A 21,227-nucleotide genomic window follows, 5' to 3' on the forward strand; every position below is an offset into this window, starting at 1 on the left:
TTTTGCTTGCATGGCGCGATAATTTAACTATTATTGCGCCACTTTAATTCGATAGCCAATCCTAGTACAGCCCTCCAGCCAAGGCGAAGAGTAACTATCCAAATTCAATTTTGGAGTTATTATGTCTGTTTCTTCTTTGCGAGCTCCTGCTCACTCATTTACCGAGCAATTCGTACAAGCCGACCAACTTGCCAATCAATACGGTACCCCTTTACTGGTGCTGGATATTGACCGTGTTCGCGAAAACTACCTAGCACTTCATGCTGCGCTTCCGGGGGTGACTTTACACTATGCTCTAAAGCCCCTACCTCATGCAGATGTGGTACGCGCCTTAGACGCGCTGGGCGGCAGTTTTGACCTTGCGACCAATGGTGAAGTGGATGTGGTGGCTCAGTGTGCTGTGCCAGCAAGTAAAACCATTCACACTCACCCGGTCAAGCGCGTGGCAGATATTGAGCATGCCTTGGCTTATGGGTGCAATACCTTTGTATTCGACTGTGCCAATGAGTTACATAAGTTTGCGCCTTATAACCATGAGGTTGAGCTGTTACTGCGCTTAAGCTTCTTAAATGAAGATGCGGCTGCTGATTTGTCGAAAAAGTTTGGCGTAACACCAGCGCAAGCTTTGCCATTGTTGCACCAAGCTCATAGCATGGGTATTCGCGTGCGTGGGCTGTCATTCCATGTAGGCTCACAAACACGCGATCCTCATAAATACGTGGCAGCAATAGAGCAATGTAAAGAAGTCTTTGAATTAGCTCGACGCGCGGGTTTGCCTGCCATGAATACATTGGATATTGGCGGTGGCTTTCCGGTGAGTTATCAAAACGACAACATTGATATCGATAGCTATTGTGCACCCATTCGCGAAGCGTTGGCGCAGTGGCCGCAAACCACCCATTTTATTGCAGAACCTGGTCGTTATATTGTTGCCTCGGCCATGGTGCACGTAATGAGTGTAATGGGCCAAAGCCTGCGCGGCGGTAAGCCTTGGTATTATATGGATGATGGCGTATATGGTGCGTTTAGCGGCCGCGTGTACGGCGAGCCTGCACAACGCTTTTACACTTTGCACCAAGCCCCAGAGCAGCCGTGTGTTTTAGCGGGGCCAACCTGCGATAGCATAGATGTCATTACAGAGCATGTGAATATGGCGCAACTGCAGGATGGTGAGCGAGTATTTACCGCTAATATGGGCGCTTACACATGGACAACGAGCACTGATTTTAATTTCTTCGCCAAAGCGCCTGTTATTAGTGTCGATAGTGCAGTGAGCATGGCGCAATTGGGTTAGCCCTCTAGAGCTGAAGTTCAAAAGCTAACCTTACTCTACCAGCGCGAGTCTCAGAATCGCGCTGGTGGAAATCAGTTCGTGTCTTTGTTTTCCTTGGCTTTTTGCATTAATTCGGCGCGCTCTTGAGATAGGCGCGCTAACCCTTTTTGTTCAACATCAATCAAGGTGGTGTACTTAGCCGTTACTGCTGACATACGTTGCGACAAGGCATTGTCATAAGTAGCATCAACGAGGTTATCCGGAGCTTGCGCCGCTTCCCCTTGCAGCGCTTCTAATTCATTGTCTAAACGCGTGTGATAGGTGTCAATTTTATCCAGATGCTGGCGCATATCGCGGTCAATTTGCTGCAAGCGAATAAAACTGTCGATGCTGTCTGGGGCATTTGCTGCACTGTCTTTAAAGATCTCTTTTTGGGCCAGCAAACGGTCAATATGCATTTGTTCCCGATCGATCAACGCTTGATAACGCTTACTCACCGCCTCCATTTCTTTGGCAATGGCTTGGTCTTTTTCAGCTCCAGTGAGGTTATTTACTTGGGCATCTGACTGATCTTTCAAGCGCGCAATTTCTTCTTGCATTTGGCGTGTGTAAGTCTCTATTTTATCGCGGTGCTGGGCAATTTCTTTATCCGCCTGCTGATTGCGTATATACCCCTCAATATCACTGTCGCTTTGCGGCTTATCTGCGCTTGAAGTGTCGGCGGCAATGGTATTAACCACCACTGGCTTGGCGTCCTTAGAGCAAGGGAGCTGCGAAAATTCTACAGTGCCATTTTTGGTGCATTGATATACTGTGGTGCCAGCACTCACCGGTAAAGCGGCGGTAAACACGGTTATAACAAACAAGCGAATCATTTTTTCTCCTAAGCGCCAGAGCGCGTACCTATCTCAAGTCTAGCTGATGCATAGCCACATGCGAAGGATCCATGTGCGGCGTTCAAACGTACCACAGCGGTATTCGTAATAACCGAGGTGCACCATGAAAACGGGGCTCTATCTTTTTTATCACGATCTGAGATTAGAAGACAATCAGACACTTAGGCGATTATCTTCACAAGTTGATCGGCTTATATTGGCGTATTGTCCGTTGCACACACTCACTGTGCCATCGCGCGCCATTTACAATGCTCGCGAGCAAGGGCCTGCGCGCACTGTATTTATTGAGCAAACACTACACCACCTGAGCCAAGCGCTAGCGCCTTATCATCACTCACTGTGCTGCATTGATAATCTTAAGACACTCGACGAACTGGTAGGCGTTCATGACATCACTCACCTAGGCGTAGGGCATCAGCATGGCTGGGATGAGCGAATGGCTATCGCTCATATTAAAGAGCGCTACAACGCTATTGAGCTGATTCAAGATCATGATCATACGCTGTTCACCTTGGCACAACTCCCAGGCCCTGTGGATGAGTTACCTAGCACCTTTAGTCAATTCCGCAAAGCCATTGAGTCTGAGCTAAGTGCCGATGAACCGCTTGCAGCGCCAACACAGCTTGCTCCTAGCGTCCCCGTTAGGCAAAACCTTTATGTCCAAGGTGATGCATCCACCTCTGTACTCACGCCTTGGTTTGCACAAAGCGCTGCGCAAGCGCTTGAGAACTATTTTGCTACGGATGCACCCAGTCGCTATAAAGAAACGCGCAACGCGCTTCAAGGTCAGCACTTTTCGACGGCACTGTCACCTTGGTTAGCAAACGGCGCTTTAAGTGCACGCCTGATGCTAAGCAAATTGCGTAACTATGAAGCACAGCACGGTGCCAACGAATCAACGTACTGGATTTACTTTGAACTATTGTGGCGCGAGTACTTTCAGTGGCTGGCTATAAAACAAGGTAAGCAATTATACTATTTTGCAGGCGCCAATAGCGCTAAGCCACAAACCAGCTTTTACGCTCAGCGCTACCAAGCGTGGTGCCAAGGCAACACCCCCTATGCGTTGGTTAATGCCCTGATGCATGAACTTAATACCACCGGCTGGATGTCCAATCGGGGCAGACAAATTGTTGCTAGCTGCTTTGTCAACGAGCTCAATCTCGATTGGCGTTATGGCGCCGCCTATTTTGAACGCATGTTGATTGATTACGACAGCGCCAGCAACTATGGCAATTGGCAATATATCGCGGGCGTAGGCGCCGACCCTCGTGGTGGCCGTCATTTCAATCTAGCGAAACAGCAACAGCAATTTGATCCCGATGGCGAGTTTATTAGCCGTTGGCAAGGCGAAGCAAGCCAAAGCGACATCGACTATCAAGATTACACCGGCTGGCCCCAACAAGGGGTGACTCATGAGTGAAAACTACAAAGAAATCCGCCTTATTCTCGGCGATCAGTTAAATGCGCAGCATAGCTGGTTTGATCATAAGTGCGACGATGTACTGTATATCATTGCTGAGCTACACCAAGAAATGCAGTATACCCAGCATCATATTCAAAAAGTGTGTGCTTTTTTCGCTGCCATGGCTCGCTTTGCCGAAGCCCTGGAATTAGCTGGGCACCGTGTTCTTCACCTGACTCTCGATGATACACAGGGTTACGATGATTTAGCGCACCTACTCAAGGCGCAGGTGAAGCGCTTTAGTGCCAATACCCTCAGCTACCAACTGCCTGATGAATATCGCTTATATGAGCAACTGCGCGACTTAAACCTCGGTGCAGACATCACCTTGAATGCCTATGATAGTGAGCACTTCTTGTTGGGCTTTAATGAGCTAAGCGATTACTTTCAGGCCGATACCCATCACACTATGGAGCAGTTTTATCGTAAAATGCGCCGACGCTTTAAGGTGTTGATGCAGGGCGACAAGCCTTTGGGGGAGCGGTGGAATTTTGATAAAGAAAATCGCAATAAGCTAAACCAGCAAGACCTCGCCGAACTGCCTCAGCCACTGTGCTTTGACAACGATGTGCGTAGCATCAAAGAGCGCATCACCCGCCATAAGGTAAGTACTATAGGCCAAGGCAGTGACAGGTTATTATGGCCTGTGAGCCGCAAACAGGCTAAGCAATTACTGCGCTATTTTTGTGACCACTTACTGCCTTGTTTTGGTACCTTCCAAGATGCCATGACCTGTCAAAGTGACAGCCAGTGGAGCCTTTATCACAGCCGGTTATCATTCGCGCTAAACAGTAAAATGCTGCACCCCAAGCAAGTGGTCAACGCGGCCACTTCGGCCTATGAGCAAAGTGATGGCGCCATAAACCTAGCTCAGGTAGAAGGCTTTATTCGACAAATCCTCGGTTGGCGTGAGTATGTGCGTGGGATTTATTGGGCTAACATGCCCAAATATAGCTCGTTAAATACTCTAGAGGCCTCGGCGCCACTGCCGGAGTTTTTCTGGCATGGAAAAACCAATATGGCCTGTCTTAGCCACGCTATTAGCCAAAGCCTTGATTATGCCTACGCCCACCATATTCAGCGCTTAATGATCACCGGCAATTTTTGCCTACTACTTGGCGTTGACCCCGATGCCGTCGATGCCTGGTACTTAGGTATTTATGTAGACGCCATTGAATGGGTGGAAATGCCCAACACTCGGGGCATGAGCCAATTTGCCGACGGCGGCATTATTGCCACCAAACCTTACAGCAGTGGTGGCAACTACATCAACAAAATGAGTGATTACTGCAAACACTGCCACTATAACGTTCGCGAAAAAGTAGGCGAGCAGGCATGCCCATTTAACAGTCTTTACTGGCACTTTATGGTTCGCCACCGCGAGCGCTTCGGGAATAATCACCGCATCGGCATGATCTACCGAAATTGGGATAAACAAGATAAACGCCAGCAACAGCAGGTGTTAGAACGAGCGCAGTGGTGCATCGATAATGTGGAGAAATTATAAAGACATAAAAATAGATCAAATAATTAACTTTTATGTAACCTCAATGTAAGACGTTCCCATTTTAATACACTTACCATTTAAAAAACGGGAACATTATGAAAAAACAACACCTTATCGCCGCACTGCTGATAGCAAGTGCGGCCACCAGCCAAGCACATGCTTTTAGCCAAGAGACCCATAAGCGTATCGTTATCGATGCCGTTGCTTATATGCAGCAGAATCCGAATACCACAGCCTATGCTGAGCTTGAGCAGTATGCACAACAAAACAATATGTCGGTGGACATTCTCGCCGATTTACTGGGCCAGTCAGCTTATGATGTGGATGACTTTGAAGATACCTTCTTTTGCGGTGCAATAACCGGGTCGTGCGTTCAAGCGCCACTTTGGGGTGCTGCGAAAAGCATCGTTAAATACACCAGTTATTGGCACTTTCAAAATCACAGTCAAGGTGCCGACGTGCACGGCAATGATTTTGGTGGCTACAATTATCAAAAGCTCACGGTCTGGGGCGATGTTGATAAACTAGCCGCCACATGGCTCAAGGGAGACTACCTCGATGATGGTCAAGGTGGTGAGACCGGTTGGTTCAATGCCGACAGTAGCAAATACAACAGCTATGGCGTCACCGAGCGCAACTACCGTATCGGTAGCCACTCACAATACAGCATGTACGATGACTTTGAGGATATGCCCTTCCAACCTTTAGATAACTTGGGCCAGTACTGGTATCAAAGCTACCTGCAAAGCGGCAACCCACAGGTGCTGGGATTTGTCTTTCACACCACAGACTTATTGCAACCACACCATACCTGGACAACCTCAGCACTTAACCATTCTAGTTGGGAGGGTTGGGTAAAAGATTACTATGACCAAGAGCAGCTCAATGATATGAGCTTAGTGCGTGATGCCATGGATAGCTTTAGCGCCCTTGACCCACAACAACAAGATATTCGCCCACTCCTCACGCAAGGGGGAGCGTTTAGTTACGCTCAAGGCGGCATCGTACTTAACTCTGAAGATCACTACGATCGGGTCAACACCGGACGCCTCGTTATTCCTCATGCTATTGCCATGGTCGTGCACCTGCTTAACCATGCCATGGAGCAGCGTTAATGGGGTTCAGGATTGTTATCTGGATAGGCCTTATTGGCCTATCTTTTTCGTCATTCTCGCAACTGCCGAGCAATGCTGAAGTGCGCTTTATGCGCACTGTATACCAACAACACAGTGCCGATTTAGCGGCGCACACCCGTCAAAGGTTGGTGGAGAATGCTTTTTTGCTACACCAAGCACATCAGCGTTTTCCATCATTAGTGGTTCGCCAAGCTACCGTGGGCTTCAACAATCACTATCATGTGCGCCGCTACTTACTGAGCGCTTGGCAGGCTCAAGGCTGGTTAGACGACAATGCCATAGCGCCGTTGGCGCTTAACCCTGCTTACAATGATGATTGGTTACTCCGCACACTGGGGAACTACCCGGCCGATGGTGCTCTTGAGGGCGCCACTGTGAATAAGCTCGCAGGCATCAAGCTACTGGATGCCACGGCATTATCCAACACCTTGAACATGGCAGATTTTTACCAGAGCATGTCGATGCAGATAAAATATAAGTTGCATCAAGGTGACATGTCCGTATTTCACAGCGAGTTGCAACGTTGGCATCGATTTCGTCAAAGCGCCCTATTGGTGAGCCCTCTGCTCAAGAGCCATCAGCTCAGCCTTGAGCGCCTACAAGACATCGCTTTGGCAGATATTCTTCGCCCTAGCCTATTAACCGAGCTCGGCGTACAACAAACCATGCACGGCAGCAGCGGTGAGCTGGAGCGCCTCAAACAGGACATCAAAGAGCAAGATATCGTTGCCTATTATGAGCGTCACCGCGAGCGCTTTCGCTATATTGCCAAAGTACGAGCTTACGGTGTTCAGTTTGATCAGCATGAGCAAGCGCAAAAGTTCTATCAACAAGCCAAAAGTCAGGGTTTTATTAGCGCAATGGGCGACAAAGAAAACGTATTCGGCAAACAAAATAGCGTATTAAGTCGCGATAACGACAGCGCCCCGGTATTTGCCAAGCAACTGGCATTCACGTTGCCAACAGATACCTTATCGCGCCCAGTACGCACGCCTGCAAACAAGTGGCTAGTACTAATGAGCACGGAAAAAGCCTATGAATACTATGCTAAAAACAGTGAAACGGTGCGTTACCAAGCCATTGAGGCACTCGCTAAGGAGCAGGCACAGCGGAACTATGAAGCACAATTTAAGGCGTGGCGCGCGCACATGGAGGCAGCCGGATGAAACGAGTCACAGTGCTTTTAATACTGCTCATAGGCGCTCTAGCCTGGTATTTGAGCGCCGATGTTGGGGCTATCAAAGCCCGCAGCGACTCGCCCACCTTGCTGTCAGTGCGTGATACCCCCGCAGTGGCAGCCGAAGAGGCGGTCTCTGCTCGCCAGAGTAAAACACAGTATTCGCTAGCCGTTGACCCCCCTAAACAGATAGGCGCTCAAGCGCCTATCACAGAGCCGGAATATGTGCCTCCTATCGCCAAAGACCGGCAACAAGCCGACGCTTATCAGGGGGATTTGCACGATCACCAAGCTTATCAGCGCTACCAACAGCGCCAGCACAACGACTTTAAACGCGCCTATATCAGTGCCGCAAAAGATAAAGTCGCGCTCCTTAAAACGTGGCTAGCGCGGGGAGAGCGAGAAGGCATCTCGCCGGAACAGCTGCAGTTTGCTCGGGATAAAATTGCCGCCTTAGAGCAAGCCAAACAACAGTTGGAAGAGCAGTTAGCCCAACAATAGCGTATCGTCTATAGCGCAGAAATGGCTGGCGGCATTGATCAAAGATGTCGCCGTCAACGGTGCACAACTGTACACTTCGACACGCTTATTACGTTCATGACGTAGTTTGGCGACGAGCATATCGAAATCACCGTCACCAGAGAGTAAAATGGTGGTATCCGTTTGCGTTCCATGCTCCATAGCATCAAGGGTGATACCCACATCCCAATCGCCTTTAGCCGAACCATCAGCACGCTGAATATAGGGTTTCAGCTTGACCTCAAAGCCAATGGCTCGGAGGATATTTTGGAATTCTCGTTGTTTGCTATCGCCACGATCAATGGCATAAGCGATGGCGGTGACTATTTCGTACTTAGCGCTTACCTCGCGCCAAAAGGCGTTGTAGTCAAAATTGCGCGCAAAACTCTCACGGCAGGTGTAATAAATATTTTGTACATCTACAAAAATGGCCGCTGTAGGCATAGATCCTCTCTAAAGGTGGCTTAATCGCCGTGCCCAGTTACCATTGTGGCCTACTTTGCACTGCTGTTCAGTGTCGTAGACTATCTGTTTTTTCGGGTTGTGCATAGCTAAGTCCTCGGCCTTGAGCACCGCCATCAACTGCGCTTCCAATTGCGGGCGCATTTGTGAGCCTAAAAAGGAACGTAACTGTTCATCGGTGGTGAACACCACAATCACTTTGATGTTGTCGGCTCGCTGCCAATCAATAACGTGGGTCAGCCACTCAAAACCTGACAACGGCTCACAATGTACATTACAAAAGCGAGTCAGCGCTTTGCGCAGTGTATTGTCTTTTTTCTTATCAGTTTTACGCATCGGTTTATCCACACAAAAACGCCGCCCGGTTGGGCGGCGTAAACACAGGGAGAATGACTAGAAATTATTTGCTCTCAAGCAAATTGCCAGAGCCTATTTCAATTTTACGTGGCTTCAAGGCTTCAGGGATCTCTCGCTCTAAGTCAATGACTAGGAGCCCGTTTTCAAGCCCTGCGCCGAGCACTTTAACATGGTCGCCAAGCTGGAACTTACGTTCGAAGTTGCGCTCAGCAATACCTTGATGAATGAATTTTCGCTCTTGCTTGTCGTCTTTGTCAGCCTTAATACCGGCGACTTTCAGAGTATTGTTCTCTGACTCAATACTCAGCTCATCTTCGCTGAATCCAGCCACCGCCATGGTGATACGATACTGGTCTTTACCCAATGCCTCGATGTTGTAAGGTGGGTAGCTTGGCTGTTTATCGGTGCGTGCCGCCGCATCCATAAGTGATGCAAGGTGGTCAAAACCGATGAATGAACGATATAGTGGTGATAAATCTACTGTACGCATAATGATATCCTCATAATTAAGCGATATTAGTTGCTACTTTTCACGATGAACAAGTAACATTTACGTTTTAAATCAATAAGTTTACTTAGTTTGGGACCCTTTCCGGCGTCCTCACTAACTGATGTATGGACAGCGTCTTTATTTTCAAGAAAAAGATGCAAAATTTTTTCTGCCACTATCCGGTCTAATTTATTAAGCCTATGAATTTTAAGTTAAATATGAAAAAAATTTTATTGCAGATTATTGTTATTGCGATCGTTTTCTTTGCTGTCAGCGCATTTCAACAGCGCAATCTGCTCAGTACCGATCACACCCCCGCGCCTTACTTTGCCTTAACACAACTCAATGAACAGGGGCGATACAGCATCAAAGAACTCCAAGGGCAAACCACCGTGGTATACTTTTTTGCGCCATGGTGCTCTATCTGCAAGGTATCCATGCCTAACTTACAATCGGCAATGGATGATGGCGATATTAACGCTGTGGCCATTGCCCTTGATTATCAAAGTGAGCAACAAGTGCAAGATTTTGTCGCTGACCTCTCTTTATCCATGCCCGTACTTTTAGGTAGCGCACAAACCGCCAAGCAATATAAAATATCTGCATTCCCAACCTATTATGTTATTGATGAATCACTGCGCATAACTGCCCGCTCTATGGGCTACTCCAGTGAATTAGGCATAAAATACCGAGGTAGAGATGAATAAACGACATTGCTTTGTCGCGGCGCTGAGCATGCTCTGCGCGCCAACGTGGGCCACAAAAACCCTGCCAGCGTTACCCGAGCCAGTGACCAATAATGCGGTCGCCCAAGTGACAACGGAACAAGGGCCTTATTTTATTAGCTTCATGGGGTTAGGTGCTGGGAAAAGTCACGAGGACGTGCACAATAAAGTGTGGGCATTAAAAATTGGCCAGGGGCAATGGCAAGGCAAAAAAAGTGTTCCCGCCAGTACCGAATTAAAAGGCCGATTGGCGGCGACTGCTGTGGGAGTCGGTCCATACGCTTATGTTTTTGGTGGCTATACCGTGGCCGACGATCACAGTGAAATTTCAGCGCCCGACGCCTATCGTTTTGATGTGCTAACCAACAGCTACCAGCGCCTCGCCGATATGCCGGTGCCTGTCGATGATAGCGTTGCGTTGAATTACCAAGACAAGTTTATCTACTTGATCAGTGGCTGGCACAATGATGGTAATGTGAACTTAGTGCAAGTCTATGATATTGCTAATAATACTTGGCAACAAGCGTCGCCTTTTTTAGGCGAGCCAGTATTTGGTCACGCCGGTGCAATTAAAGGTAATATCATGGTGGTGTGTGATGGCGTAAAAACCGTTGCTTATATTGATAAACGCCGAGGCTTCGATGGCAAAGCCCAGTGTTTTAAAGGGATCATCCACCCCGACAAGCCAACAAAAATTGATTGGCGTATGATTAGCCACCCCACCGGCAAGAGTCATTATCGTATGGCAGCGGGAACAATCAATGGCCAGCTGGTGTTTATGGCGGGCTCCCCTAACCCTTATAACTACAACGGTATCGGCTATAATGGTAAACCCAGTTCGCCGTCAAATCAGGTATGGCGTTTCGATACTGATTCTAATCGTTGGCAACGTTTAGAGCATGCCCAACAGGGCACCATGGACCACCGGGGTTTACTGAGTCACCAAGGCACCGCCTATCGCATTGGCGGCATGGGCGAAAAGCAAAAGGTGCTCGACGTGGTCACCCCTTATCGATATTCATTTTAGGACGCAGTTATGGCAAAAGCGTGTGCATATCACATATTAGTGAAGAGCAAAGAAGAGTGCTTGGCTATCAAAGCCAAGTTAGACAAAGGCGGCGACTTTAATAAACTCGCGAAACAATACTCCACCTGTCCATCAAAAAAACGTGGCGGCGATTTGGGTGAATTTCAGCGCGGCACTATGGTCAAAGCCTTTGACGATGTGGTGTTTAAAAAGCCGCTATTGGAAGTACACGGGCCGGTGAAAACCAAGTTTGGTTACCACCTAATTAAAACCGTTTATCGTAGTTAATCGCTTTTAGCGAATATAGAAATCGTTTTTGCTTATTTTACCCCGGTGACGAACCTCGCTACACTGCAAACCTAACGTTTTTAACTGCACTGGAGAGAATTATGCTAACTGTTATTTTTGGCCGTGAAGGGTGCCCTTTCTGCGTACGCGCAAAAGATGTTGCCGAGCAACTGACGCAAAGCCGCGATGATTTCAAATACCGCTATATCGATATCGTTAAAGAAGGGATCAGCAAAGCGGATTTAGAAAAATCAGCCGGCAAACCATGTGAAACAGTGCCGCAGATCTTTATCGATCAGGCGCACATTGGTGGGTTCACTGAGTTCGAAGCTTACGCGAAAGAAAATTTAGGTCTATACCAAGACTAATACCATAAAAAAGCCGGGATCATACTCGGCTTTTTTTTGCCCCCTGTGCGCCATTTTCGAGCTGACAAACTCTCTTTGGCCCGTCAGTTTTTAATGCATTTATAGCAACAAAATATCCTTAGTACACACGCGTTAAACCGTTAAATTTACGTGATTTCTCCGTGACTAAATCTAAGTTCAACGAACACCACTGGTTAAATTTCATACAAAACCAAGCACATAGGAAATAGTTGTAATTTATACAAGCAATTACTGCTTCATTCCTGTACAATGCGCGCCTCTTTGAATTCCCTGAGGCGTTTTAATGTCAGAACCAGTCACCTTTGAGTCGTTACACCTTTCTCCTGCTACTTTAAAAGCAGTGAGCGAATTGGGTTATGAGACTCCTTCCGAGATCCAAGCTCAATGTATTCCTCTTTTACTCGACAAAAAGGACGTATTGGGAATGGCACAAACAGGCACGGGTAAAACCGCCGCCTTTGCCTTACCATTGTTGAATAACTTGGATGCGGATGCGAAATATCCGCAAGTGCTTGTGCTTACTCCCACCCGTGAACTCGCAATCCAGGTTGCAGAAGCATTCGAGCAATACGCAAAATTTACTAAGGGCGTAGAAGTACTCGCGCTTTACGGCGGCCAAAGCTACGGTATTCAGCTCAGCGCCCTACGTCGCGGTGCGCAAATCATTGTCGCGACTCCGGGTCGTCTACTTGATCACATCAGTCGTAAATCTATCGACCTATCACGCTTAAGTGCATTGGTGTTGGATGAAGCCGACGAAATGCTACGCATGGGCTTTATCGATGATGTGGAAAGCATCATGGCGCAAACACCAGAAGACAAGCAAACTTGTTTGTTCTCGGCGACCATGCCAAAACAGATTCAGTCTATTTGCAAAACCTATTTGCAAGACGCAGAGCAAGTGCGTATTACGCCACGCAACAGCACAGTATCCACTATCGAGCAAGTTTACTGGCAAGCGCGTGTACACAAAAACAAAGCCATTGTGCGCTTTTTAGAAGCCGAAGACTTTGATGCTGCCATTGTATTTGTGCGTACTCGTAACGACACTGTGCAGTTGGCTGAGCTCCTCGAGCGCGAAGGCTTCTCTGCCGCACCATTAAACGGTGATATGAACCAGCAGGCGCGTGAGCGCACCGTTGACCGCCTTAAAAATGGTTTACTTGATATTGTTATTGCCACCGACGTGGCAGCACGAGGCCTAGATGTTGAACGCATCAGCCTTGTGGTTAACTATGATATCCCACAAGACAGCGAAGCCTATGTACACCGCATTGGTCGTACTGGCCGTGCAGGTCGTCAAGGTAAAGCTATTTTGTTCGTTAAGGGCAATGAGCGTTACCTACTTAAGAACATCATGCGCCACACCAAGAGCGACATCGCTCAGGTAGAACTGCCGAGCGCTAAAGTCGTTGAGCAAAAGCGTATTGATGGCCTAGAGAAGAAAGTAGCCGCTGCGTTGGAGCACAAAGACAGTGAGTTCTTTGCGCAAGTAGCCAACACTCTAGGTAACAAGTTGCAATTGAGCCAAGGTGACTTAGCCGCCGCGCTACTTTATCTGGCACAGCAACAGTCGCCGTTGAAGGTCGAGGAAATCAAAGCGAAGGAACGTCCAGAGCGTGGTGAACGCAGTGAGCGCAAAGGCGATCGTCGTCGCGACGGTGATAAACCTCGCCGCGAGCGTCGTGATGCTAACACACCAATGGATACGTACCGTATTGAGGTGGGTCGCGAGCACGGTGTACAAGTTAAAAATATCGTCGGTGCCATTGCTAATGAAGCGGATATCTCCAGCAAGTTTATTGGCGACATTCGTTTATTTGACGCTCATAGTACCGTTGAGCTACCAAAAGGCATGCCTGAGGACAAGCTGGCGCACTTCCAAAAAGTGTATATCTGCAAGCGTCCTATGAAGCTGACGCTTAGCCAAAGCGAAGCACGTGCACCGCGTGAGGCACGTGAACCACGAGGTGAAGGCAAAAAGCGTAGTTTCCGCGACCCTAACGCTAAAGGCCGTGGCCAGCGTAAAGAGCGCAAAGCAGTGAGCTTTCAATAAGCCTTAAATGACATAAAAAACCGCCGTTATGGCGGTTTTTTTGTGCCTGGATTTCAGCCTAGCAACAACCCCTAGTTGCTGCGCGTGTCAGGTTCGCGCTTTGGCGGTGACAACAAGGCTGGCCACAAAGTAGCGCCGTCACTGTCGATGGGGGTCAGTATCTCTAAGCCGAGGATATGTGCCACCATAGGGTAAATATCAAGATTACGCACCTGCGCCAGCGTTTTTCCTTGGTGGAAACTTGGGCCCACCGCTAAGAACACGGCGTCCATATTGTCATCATCGATAAAACCATGGGTGCCCAGATAATGATGATCAGGCTGCGTAAACACAACCGGTGGGCGCGTTTGCAGCACAATATCAGCTTGCCTCGGCCCCATAGTGACACCATATTGAGCCAGTTGCTCCTTACTCATTACCTGATATTGATCCGCCGCCTGCTTGTGCAGTCGCTCTCGCAGTGCCTGTAAAGCGCGCGTAGACGCCTTATGTTGATAAATAGCCACCCGGGTACCAGAGTTAATCACTTTAAACCCATCATCGATGTTGAGCGATGCTAGAGGAATGCCGGCATCGGGGTTTACTTCGCTCATGCCATGATCAGAGACCACAATCAGGTTCACCTCGGTGTCTAACTCGGTATTTATTCTGCGCCACAGCTCACCAATAAGGCGATCGATTCCTAAGGCTCCTGCTTTGGTTTGCGGCGCGTTCGGCCCATACTTGTGGCCGAGGCTATCAACCTCAGAAAAGTAGCTCATAATGAGTTTAGGGCGCTGCTGCTTGGGTAACTTAAGCCATTGAATGATTTGCTCTACGCGATGGGACTGCTTGCCATGGCTAGAATACGGATAAAAGTAAGACGCAGTGCGGCCATTGAAACGCGCATCCGATTCTGGCCAGTAATAGGTAGCGGCTTTCACCCCTTGTAGCTCAGCTAAATTCCACAGTGGCGTACCCGACACCCAGCTGGTATCGGCTTGCCCTTTGCCCATGGCATAGCACTGTTGCCGCTGTTTATCACAAAAACGGTTACCCACAACACCGTGATGACTGGGTAGCAGACCTGTGGCGATGCTGATGTGGTTGGGGAAAGTTTTGCTCGGATAAACCGTTTTCATGCGCAGCGCCCGCACTCCTTGACGGCTTAATTTAGCCAGCGCCGGGGTATCGAAATGCTCAATGTAGTCATGACGAAAACCATCGATGGAAATGATCACCGTGGAGGGGTTTTGAGTAGCCGATTGGCCGTGAGCCGCCCCACTACAAAATAGAATGAGCATCATAGAAAATACTGCGCGCATGTCACATATCCTTGTTATAAAAGCTAAAATCTTAGCTGAGAAGAATGAAGTTATGATGAAGGTACCGATTTTAGTTATTGTAGTACAGGCTTACAGCTGTTTTCAGGCATAAAAAAACCGCGCTAAAGCGCGGTTTTTCTTGAAACCTGGGGTCGACTTATAGGTCGCCTTCGTTTTCAGATAGGAACTTAGCAACACCTTCAGGGCTTGCGTCCATACCTTTTTTACCTTCAGTCCAACCAGCTGGACATACTTCACCGTGCTCGCTGTGGAACGCTAGAGCGTCAACCATGCGCAGCATCTCGTCAATGTTACGGCCTAGAGGTAGGTCGTTAACTACTTGGTGACGTACTGTGCCTTCCTCGTCGATTAGGAAAGAACCACGGAAAGCAACGCCCGCTTCAGGGTGCTCTACGTCGAACGCTTGACAAATTTCGTGCTTCACGTCAGCAACAAGGTCATATTTAACTTTACCGATACCGCCGTCAGCAACAGCAGTGTTACGCCATGCGTTGTGTGAGAACTGTGAATCGATAGAAACACCGATTACTTCAACACCACGCTTTTGAAACTCTTCATAGCGCTTGTCGAAAGCAATAAGTTCAGAAGGACAAACGAATGTGAAATCAAGTGGGTAGAAAAAGATAACCGCTTTCTTTCCTTTGATTTTTTCGTGTAGGTTGTAGTCTTCAACGATCTCGCCGTTACCTAGCACTGCAGCTGCTGTGAAATCTGGTGCCTTGCGGCCTACTAATACACCCATTGTAATCTCCAATAGTTTGAGTTTATCGTTAACACAGTGGCTTTGACGGCAAATGCGTCAAAGCGTCTTATGTATGTGCAAGTAAATATAGTGACAAAAAAGCAAAAACCAACCCCATCACATAAAATTCACCTTACACCTAATTCTGCGCAATATGGTACTGACCCTGTGTGCAAAAGAACAATCGCATTTAGCGATAGCTATCATCGATAAAACTGATTGATACCAACGCCTTTGCCTTGGGCACAAAAAAGCCCGCTTACGCGGGCTTTTAAGCTATTTAATCCATGATGTCTTCGGGCATATTGCCACGAATTTCTTGCCAGATTTGGCCACTCTTATGACCGTAGCGACGCATCAGGGCGATTGCGCCATCATGGTCTTGCTGCTCGGCCAGCTCGGCTAAGTCTGAATAGAACTGACGTGCCAACTCACGAGTACGCGGGTCAGAGAAATAGTGGCAGCCAATTTTAGAGTAAAAACCTTTAAAGCCATTTAAAATCAATACATAGATTTTATTGTTCCCTGCCCCAGCTAACTGGTGATGGACAAGGTAATCATAATCGGCGAAGGCCTGCGCTGTGTCTTCTACAGTTTCTCTATCTGCAACAATTTCTTTTACACGTTCTGGGTCTATTTTAATTGCTGCGCGCATGTAAATGGCGCTGATGTTCGTACGCGCAGAAAGCAGCTGGTCGGTCAGCTCCGGCATTTTGTCTTCATCAAGACGGGCCAAGGTCTCAAGAATGTTCAACCCTGAGGTTTCCCAAAAGTTGTTCACGCGCGTGGGCTTGCCATGCTGAATGGTCAGCCAGCCATCGCGGGCTAGGCGTTGTAACACCTCACGCAAGGTAGTGCGAGTGACGCCAATCAGTTCCGATAGCTCACGCTCAGCTGGAAGAATTGAGCCAGGCGGAAACTCGCCATTCCAGATGGACTCAACTATGTACTCCTCAGCAAATCCAGCTGGGCTTTTGGCTTTGAATATTCTCATCTAACGTCCACTTCACTACTAAAAATATTATTATTGATCTTAACATACTGATTGTACCAGATGCGAAGCAACTAACAAGCACACTCGCCCAGTCACGGTTTTGGTCATACACAGCGAAGGTGGGATTCTTACACAGTGTGAGATCTTAAATTCGACGCTCAGAGAAGGGGTAATGTGGGAAGCGTCAAAAGCTTAAAAAGAGCTATTGACGCCATAGCCTCTTGTTATAAGCCGTTTGCAACAATGATATATATGAATAAGCCAAAAAACGATCCTAATGCTACGAACAATGAAATACGTACCCTTTTAATATGACTGTCTAAACCTTCATGGTACAGGGGGAAATTTTTAGGGTTACCAAACAACATACCCCAATACTGATCTTGGTAGCTTAGGTATTCAACTAGCCTATTTTTCCGTTCTTCTGTACCTTTATGCGCAGCTTCTTTGTATGCTTCCATCTGGATGCTAAACACAATAAAGCTAATCGCTACTACTCCAAACAGGATGATAAATACCATTACTTCCCTTAGGCTTAAAACATGTTTATAGCGAGCGAACCGCGCGTTTTTCTACTACGCTGCCGCTCACTTTTCTGAATGATATATTCTTAACAGACTAGTTAACTCATTGCCAGTATTATTAAAAATAGCTATTGATCGTTTTTATCTTGCGACAAAAGCACGCAATTGGATCGTTTTCTTGACTATGTGAGCGACTGCGCTAAAACTGTTTTAATACACAGTGTTTGCACGTTTTCAAAGTCACCACACTCGCCACCAGCATACGACAGCTTCAATTTTTAGACTCGCTTTCAGCGCGGATATCACCTTTCACGCAGTTAATAAATAATATGAATGCGGCCATACTTGGATCTACTTTGATGGCAAGCACTATTTATGCATTCGCTCCGTTAACTCTTTTCTCCATAATTTCAATGCAGCCATTAAGAACGCTGCAATTTAGGGAGTTACCCTGAAGGTTATATACAAAGGCTTCCATGGAATTAGCATTCCTGTGCTTATGAACTTCATGAGCCAGGCGATCTCGTATATAAATAAGCGTGGAAAGATTTAGGTAGCCTAACTCTGCAAACATTTTCATCGCTACTGGAGAGAACCGGTAGTCATAAGTAATAGCGGTATTTTCCGACACATCGTCTCTAATGTTTTTAAGCATTTCATCAGAATTGAATGCGTTGATCGCGAGCTCTAGCTTTATATCACCCTTATGTTCCCGATAAAAATTTCGAGCATCAAGTAAAACATAAACCATTTTTAAAGCTAGGTCCCTTTGAAACCTATCTGCCCCATAATCGACGATTTCTAATAATTCATCATACTTATCTATAAATTCTGGCAAGTTTTTCTTTAGTAGATCATTCATAGTCATCCCTTTCTTTTCTTCATTACGTAACTAATTGGCTTATTCTCCAGCCTCATAGCAGAGCACCACAATACATGGTTATGATGCCCCGGTGGTTTTGCTTCTTATATAAACCATAGCTTCCTGAAGGTATTTGAGCTCTATTGCAGTGGCCATATAAAACTCACCACCTAAGCCAGATTTTCCTCTACTTCCGCGTGTGAAGTCGGCGTTTTGCTCAAATTTAGGTCGCAATGCTTGGCAGGCTAACAGTAATTGCTCTGCGCCATATTCAAGCATTAATGCATTAAGCTCTGACATTACTTTTTCGGGAAGCCCGTTAAACTTGAACAGCCGGGTGCTAAAAATATTTGTCAATTTTTGTTGAAGATCCGTTTCCAAGTAAGTATTCCTCTTTGCGTGATGAATTCTCAAAAACAACCCTACGGTAACCGAGCCGATTCTTAAATTGGAATAACAGTAGCAGGCATCTTTTTCATAGTTTTGCGAGCTTTTCCCACTGAGCTCTGCGCCCAAATCCCGCGTCGAACTCATGCGCAACATAGTATTGAGCACAAGCTGTACATTGACAGGTGATTTTCGACTTCCTCGTTTGTGGGTCTGCCTCATTTAATATTATCTCTATCATGCCTTTTTCCGCTTCACTGTGGGCAAAGTAAGGTAGCTGGAGGTATTTCGCGCACCTGCAGCCCGTTGTTCTCACAGCCTCGAGAAACGTTGTAATTCTATCTATTGATACACGCACGCGGTGCTTATTTCCATGAGAGGGCCAATACGAAGAACTAGACAATGGCGTTATTAACTCAAGGCTGCCCGCGAGCTTTTGTAAAAAGGTATTGTCTGACACATTCATCAGGCTATATGAAATATCCGATATCTCACGTTCGTTGCCAGATTGCAAAATGCTTATTAAGTCTTCGATTTTCATACCATCCCCTGGGAAAGTAACGCCCGTTCATAGCTGCATGCACATGACTAAAGCGAGCGAAAGACAACGCTAGTCAAGGGTTTAACTCCCATTAATAGATTATGCACTTGCTAAATTGTCTTGCGACATCCAAAACAAGTGCAAGACTATGTGAACAGCTAAAAATATAGCTGGGCATAAAAGCATATAGAGCTCAACCCAGCCACCACCTAATTTGAATAAGTCACCATCAAGGTCAATGACTGAGGAATGAGTGAATATTAGAGACAAAAAGCCAAAAATAAGAAATAACAATCGAACTTTATGCTTGAGCTTTAAACCCCAACTCACAGAGGTTAATGCTACATAGCCAAGTATTCCACCCAAGGAACAAAGAATCCATTATAAGCTGAAACCAATCGGCATAGTGAAAATATTTGCAACGCCACCAAACAAGCCGATTAGCGCAAATATCATAAGAAATGATGCAGGTAGCCAAGCAAACACTGTTGTTAATCCGATTAACAAACTTCTCCAGAACATATATTGAACCTTGGTTTTTCAAGCGCCTTTATAATCGACTAAACATAGTTGGCTAAATTTACAGCTCCGCATAAAACTTAGACACCTTTGATTGAGGCTACATGCTAAGCAACCAAGGCAGTATAAATAGGAAAATAATGAAAAACATAAAGCCATACACATAACCTGTGTTTCTAGACTTTCTCCAAAACAAATTTTGAGCTCTTTGTTCTGACTGGCTCAGTAAATAATCACAATGCGGACATTTGTTTCCCAAATACATTATCAATGTACAATTAGGACACCTCGCTGATGGCTCAAACTCTGCCATTCCCATGATTGTTGGCTTCTTGGGCTTCATAGCTTCCTCGACACATAACATGCAGGCACCGCAGCCTATCCACTGAAAGTGTTTTTTATGTAATTTAATTGTGCTCTTGTTTAACGGTAGAAAGTATGAGGCTATCAATTTCATTGTTCACAGCACCGATACTACTATTATTTAATATCACGTAACCAAAATTTAGGTCTATGATAGAACGTGATAGAGAGACCCAACCTCGATTAAATCCAGCGAATCCGAGACTGTTGTTTTCTGCGTCCACAACATAGCTCATGCTCCAGCGCCCGTTAGTATTCGGAGCTGGCTTAATCATTAGATCTATGAGCTTTTCTGGCAACAAAATTGAACCGTTATAATGCCCATCGCTATTGCGCAAAACTGCCATATTGAAGCGAGCTAAATCTACAGCCGTTGTTTGTAAGCCCGCCGCTGCTTGTTCATTGAAGTACACCATCCCCGTGACTTTACCGGTATCATCATAAGGTGTTGCCGACTTACTTATTACTATCTCAGTAATATTGAACGTTGAACCCTTCATATTCAGAGGTTCGAATACATTCTTCTGCATATAAGCTTCAAATGTCATGCCGGATACATCTTCAATTAACAGTTGTACCACTGAATATCCACCACCGGAATAAGACCACTTTGTATTTGGCGCATGGATAAGTTCAACGGGTCCAGCGCCGTTGTTATTACCATTTAGTGAGTCGACAATAGAGGATAACTTGTCGCGAGACTCCCACCCTGTATAAGGCCCCAAAGACAGGCCGGAAGTGTGGGACAGAATATTTCTTAGTGTGACTTTTTTTACATCAAAATCAGATTGGGGAATTTGCCAGCGTTTAAGATATTGATTAATTGGTGTATCGAGATCCACTTTGCCTTGAGCGACTAATTGCATTGCTCCCCAAGCAGTAACCAGCTTAGAAATAGAGCCTACATTGAACAAAGTCCTTTGAGTAATTTCAGTTTTAGCCGCAACGTCAGCAAAACCATAGGAACGAAAGCCCACAACTCTACTTCCATTAACGAATGCCAGAGCAACGCCGGGAGCTTTGTGCTTTTCTAAAATTTGCGGTACACCATCGTCCAAACGCTTTGTGAGTTCAGATATATCTTTAATTTCTTTGCCAATAGAAAAATTGGCAAAGAAAGCCCCAGATATTATTAAGATAGTTCTAATCATAACTTTCCTTGTGTGTTCTGTTCCATGATACGAGCCGTTTTAAGCTTGAACG

22 protein-coding genes are annotated in these 21,227 nt (G+C 46.6%); 11 read left to right on the forward strand and 11 right to left on the reverse strand.

All coding sequences use genetic code 11. From position 1 onward, the window contains the following. The first annotated feature begins 121 nt into the window (after window positions 1-121). A complete protein-coding gene (locus tag FIU82_RS10430; protein ID WP_152441022.1) occupies window positions 122-1,294 on the forward strand; it encodes a type III PLP-dependent enzyme in 1,173 nt (390 codons plus the stop codon). Between the two features lie 71 nt (window positions 1,295-1,365). Here FIU82_RS10430 and FIU82_RS10435 read toward each other — a convergent pair whose 3' ends face one another. Next, window positions 1,366-2,148 carry a DUF4124 domain-containing protein gene (locus FIU82_RS10435; protein ID WP_152441023.1) on the reverse strand — a complete coding sequence of 261 codons (783 nt, stop codon included), beginning with the start codon at window positions 2,146-2,148 and terminating at the stop codon, window positions 1,366-1,368. 124 nt (window positions 2,149-2,272) lie between these two features. Between FIU82_RS10435 and FIU82_RS10440 the strand changes: the two genes are divergently transcribed. The 5 genes from FIU82_RS10440 (at window position 2,273) to FIU82_RS10460 (ending at window position 7,955) form a co-directional block, all read left to right on the forward strand. Then, the gene (locus FIU82_RS10440; protein ID WP_152441024.1) at window positions 2,273-3,592 is read left to right on the forward strand and encodes a DASH family cryptochrome; all 1,320 of its coding nucleotides are present in this window, start codon (window positions 2,273-2,275) and stop codon (window positions 3,590-3,592) included. Then, window positions 3,585-5,141, forward strand: coding sequence for a cryptochrome/photolyase family protein (locus tag FIU82_RS10445; RefSeq protein WP_152441025.1), 1,557 nt, complete (start codon window positions 3,585-3,587; stop codon window positions 5,139-5,141). The genes FIU82_RS10440 and FIU82_RS10445 overlap by 8 nt, the downstream gene beginning before the upstream one ends. A 95-nt stretch (window positions 5,142-5,236) precedes the next feature. After that, a complete protein-coding gene (locus tag FIU82_RS10450) occupies window positions 5,237-6,256 on the forward strand; it encodes a phospholipase (protein WP_138510617.1) in 1,020 nt (339 codons plus the stop codon). Further along, window positions 6,256-7,443: a peptidyl-prolyl cis-trans isomerase gene (locus tag FIU82_RS10455; RefSeq protein ID WP_152441026.1), complete on the forward strand. Its 1,188-nt coding sequence runs from the start codon at window positions 6,256-6,258 to the stop codon at window positions 7,441-7,443. The genes FIU82_RS10450 and FIU82_RS10455 overlap by 1 nt, the downstream gene beginning before the upstream one ends. After that, window positions 7,440-7,955, forward strand: a complete 516-nt coding sequence (locus FIU82_RS10460) for a hypothetical protein (RefSeq protein ID WP_152441027.1) — start codon at window positions 7,440-7,442, stop codon at window positions 7,953-7,955. The genes FIU82_RS10455 and FIU82_RS10460 overlap by 4 nt, the downstream gene beginning before the upstream one ends. Here FIU82_RS10460 and FIU82_RS10465 read toward each other — a convergent pair. The 3 genes from FIU82_RS10465 to FIU82_RS10475 all read right to left on the reverse strand — a co-directional run bounded on the left by FIU82_RS10465 (window position 7,941) and on the right by FIU82_RS10475 (window position 9,282). Further along, window positions 7,941-8,417, reverse strand: a complete 477-nt coding sequence (locus FIU82_RS10465) for an NYN domain-containing protein (protein ID WP_152441028.1) — start codon at window positions 8,415-8,417, stop codon at window positions 7,941-7,943. The two genes, FIU82_RS10460 and FIU82_RS10465, sit on opposite strands and share 15 nt — an antisense overlap. A 9-nt stretch (window positions 8,418-8,426) precedes the next feature. Then, window positions 8,427-8,771 carry a Fis family transcriptional regulator gene (locus FIU82_RS10470; protein ID WP_152441029.1) on the reverse strand — a complete coding sequence of 115 codons (345 nt, stop codon included), beginning with the start codon at window positions 8,769-8,771 and terminating at the stop codon, window positions 8,427-8,429. Between the two features lie 64 nt (window positions 8,772-8,835). Beyond that, the gene (locus FIU82_RS10475) at window positions 8,836-9,282 is read right to left on the reverse strand and encodes an Hsp20 family protein (RefSeq protein WP_022946406.1); all 447 of its coding nucleotides are present in this window, start codon (window positions 9,280-9,282) and stop codon (window positions 8,836-8,838) included. 218 nt (window positions 9,283-9,500) lie between these two features. Between FIU82_RS10475 and FIU82_RS10480 the strand changes: the two genes are divergently transcribed. The 5 genes from FIU82_RS10480 to FIU82_RS10500 all read left to right on the forward strand — a co-directional run bounded on the left by FIU82_RS10480 (window position 9,501) and on the right by FIU82_RS10500 (window position 13,767). Beyond that, complete coding sequence (locus FIU82_RS10480) at window positions 9,501-9,989, forward strand: TlpA disulfide reductase family protein (RefSeq protein ID WP_152441030.1); 489 nt, start codon at window positions 9,501-9,503, stop codon at window positions 9,987-9,989. A 22-nt stretch (window positions 9,990-10,011) separates the two neighbouring features. After that, a complete protein-coding gene (locus FIU82_RS10485; RefSeq protein ID WP_026111317.1) occupies window positions 10,012-11,034 on the forward strand; it encodes a galactose oxidase in 1,023 nt (340 codons plus the stop codon). A gap of 9 nt (window positions 11,035-11,043) precedes the next feature. Beyond that, entirely contained in the window at window positions 11,044-11,322 is a 279-nt protein-coding gene (locus FIU82_RS10490) for a peptidylprolyl isomerase (RefSeq protein WP_022946409.1), read from the forward strand. 101 nt (window positions 11,323-11,423) lie between these two features. After that, the gene (locus tag FIU82_RS10495) at window positions 11,424-11,690 is read left to right on the forward strand and encodes a GrxA family glutaredoxin (RefSeq protein ID WP_022946410.1); all 267 of its coding nucleotides are present in this window, start codon (window positions 11,424-11,426) and stop codon (window positions 11,688-11,690) included. A gap of 304 nt (window positions 11,691-11,994) precedes the next feature. Then, on the forward strand, window positions 11,995-13,767 hold the full coding sequence (locus tag FIU82_RS10500; protein WP_152441031.1) for a DEAD/DEAH box helicase: 1,773 nt from the start codon (window positions 11,995-11,997) through the stop codon (window positions 13,765-13,767). 71 nt (window positions 13,768-13,838) lie between these two features. Here FIU82_RS10500 and FIU82_RS10505 read toward each other — a convergent pair whose 3' ends face one another. The 7 genes from FIU82_RS10505 to FIU82_RS10540 form a co-directional block, all read right to left on the reverse strand. Continuing rightward, window positions 13,839-15,071, reverse strand: coding sequence for an alkaline phosphatase family protein (locus FIU82_RS10505; protein ID WP_152441032.1), 1,233 nt, complete (start codon window positions 15,069-15,071; stop codon window positions 13,839-13,841). A 157-nt stretch (window positions 15,072-15,228) separates the two neighbouring features. Then, window positions 15,229-15,834: a peroxiredoxin gene (locus FIU82_RS10510; RefSeq protein ID WP_022946413.1), complete on the reverse strand. Its 606-nt coding sequence runs from the start codon at window positions 15,832-15,834 to the stop codon at window positions 15,229-15,231. A 280-nt stretch (window positions 15,835-16,114) separates the two neighbouring features. Next, entirely contained in the window at window positions 16,115-16,828 is a 714-nt protein-coding gene (gene fadR / locus FIU82_RS10515) for a fatty acid metabolism transcriptional regulator FadR (RefSeq protein ID WP_022945083.1), read from the reverse strand. Window positions 16,829-17,052: 224 nt separating this feature from the next. Beyond that, entirely contained in the window at window positions 17,053-17,349 is a 297-nt protein-coding gene (locus FIU82_RS10520) for a hypothetical protein (RefSeq protein ID WP_152441033.1), read from the reverse strand. 376 nt (window positions 17,350-17,725) lie between these two features. Next, window positions 17,726-18,214 carry a hypothetical protein gene (locus tag FIU82_RS10525; RefSeq protein ID WP_152441034.1) on the reverse strand — a complete coding sequence of 163 codons (489 nt, stop codon included), beginning with the start codon at window positions 18,212-18,214 and terminating at the stop codon, window positions 17,726-17,728. A 78-nt stretch (window positions 18,215-18,292) separates the two neighbouring features. Next, window positions 18,293-18,823 carry a hypothetical protein gene (locus FIU82_RS10530; protein ID WP_152441035.1) on the reverse strand — a complete coding sequence of 177 codons (531 nt, stop codon included), beginning with the start codon at window positions 18,821-18,823 and terminating at the stop codon, window positions 18,293-18,295. Window positions 18,824-20,068: 1,245 nt separating this feature from the next. After that, window positions 20,069-21,175, reverse strand: a complete 1,107-nt coding sequence (locus FIU82_RS10540) for a serine hydrolase (RefSeq protein ID WP_152441036.1) — start codon at window positions 21,173-21,175, stop codon at window positions 20,069-20,071. Window positions 21,176-21,227 lie beyond the last annotated feature (52 nt).

It is taken from the genome of Pseudoalteromonas sp. THAF3, assembly GCF_009363775.1.
GTDB classification, from domain to species: domain Bacteria; phylum Pseudomonadota; class Gammaproteobacteria; order Enterobacterales; family Alteromonadaceae; genus Pseudoalteromonas; species Pseudoalteromonas ruthenica.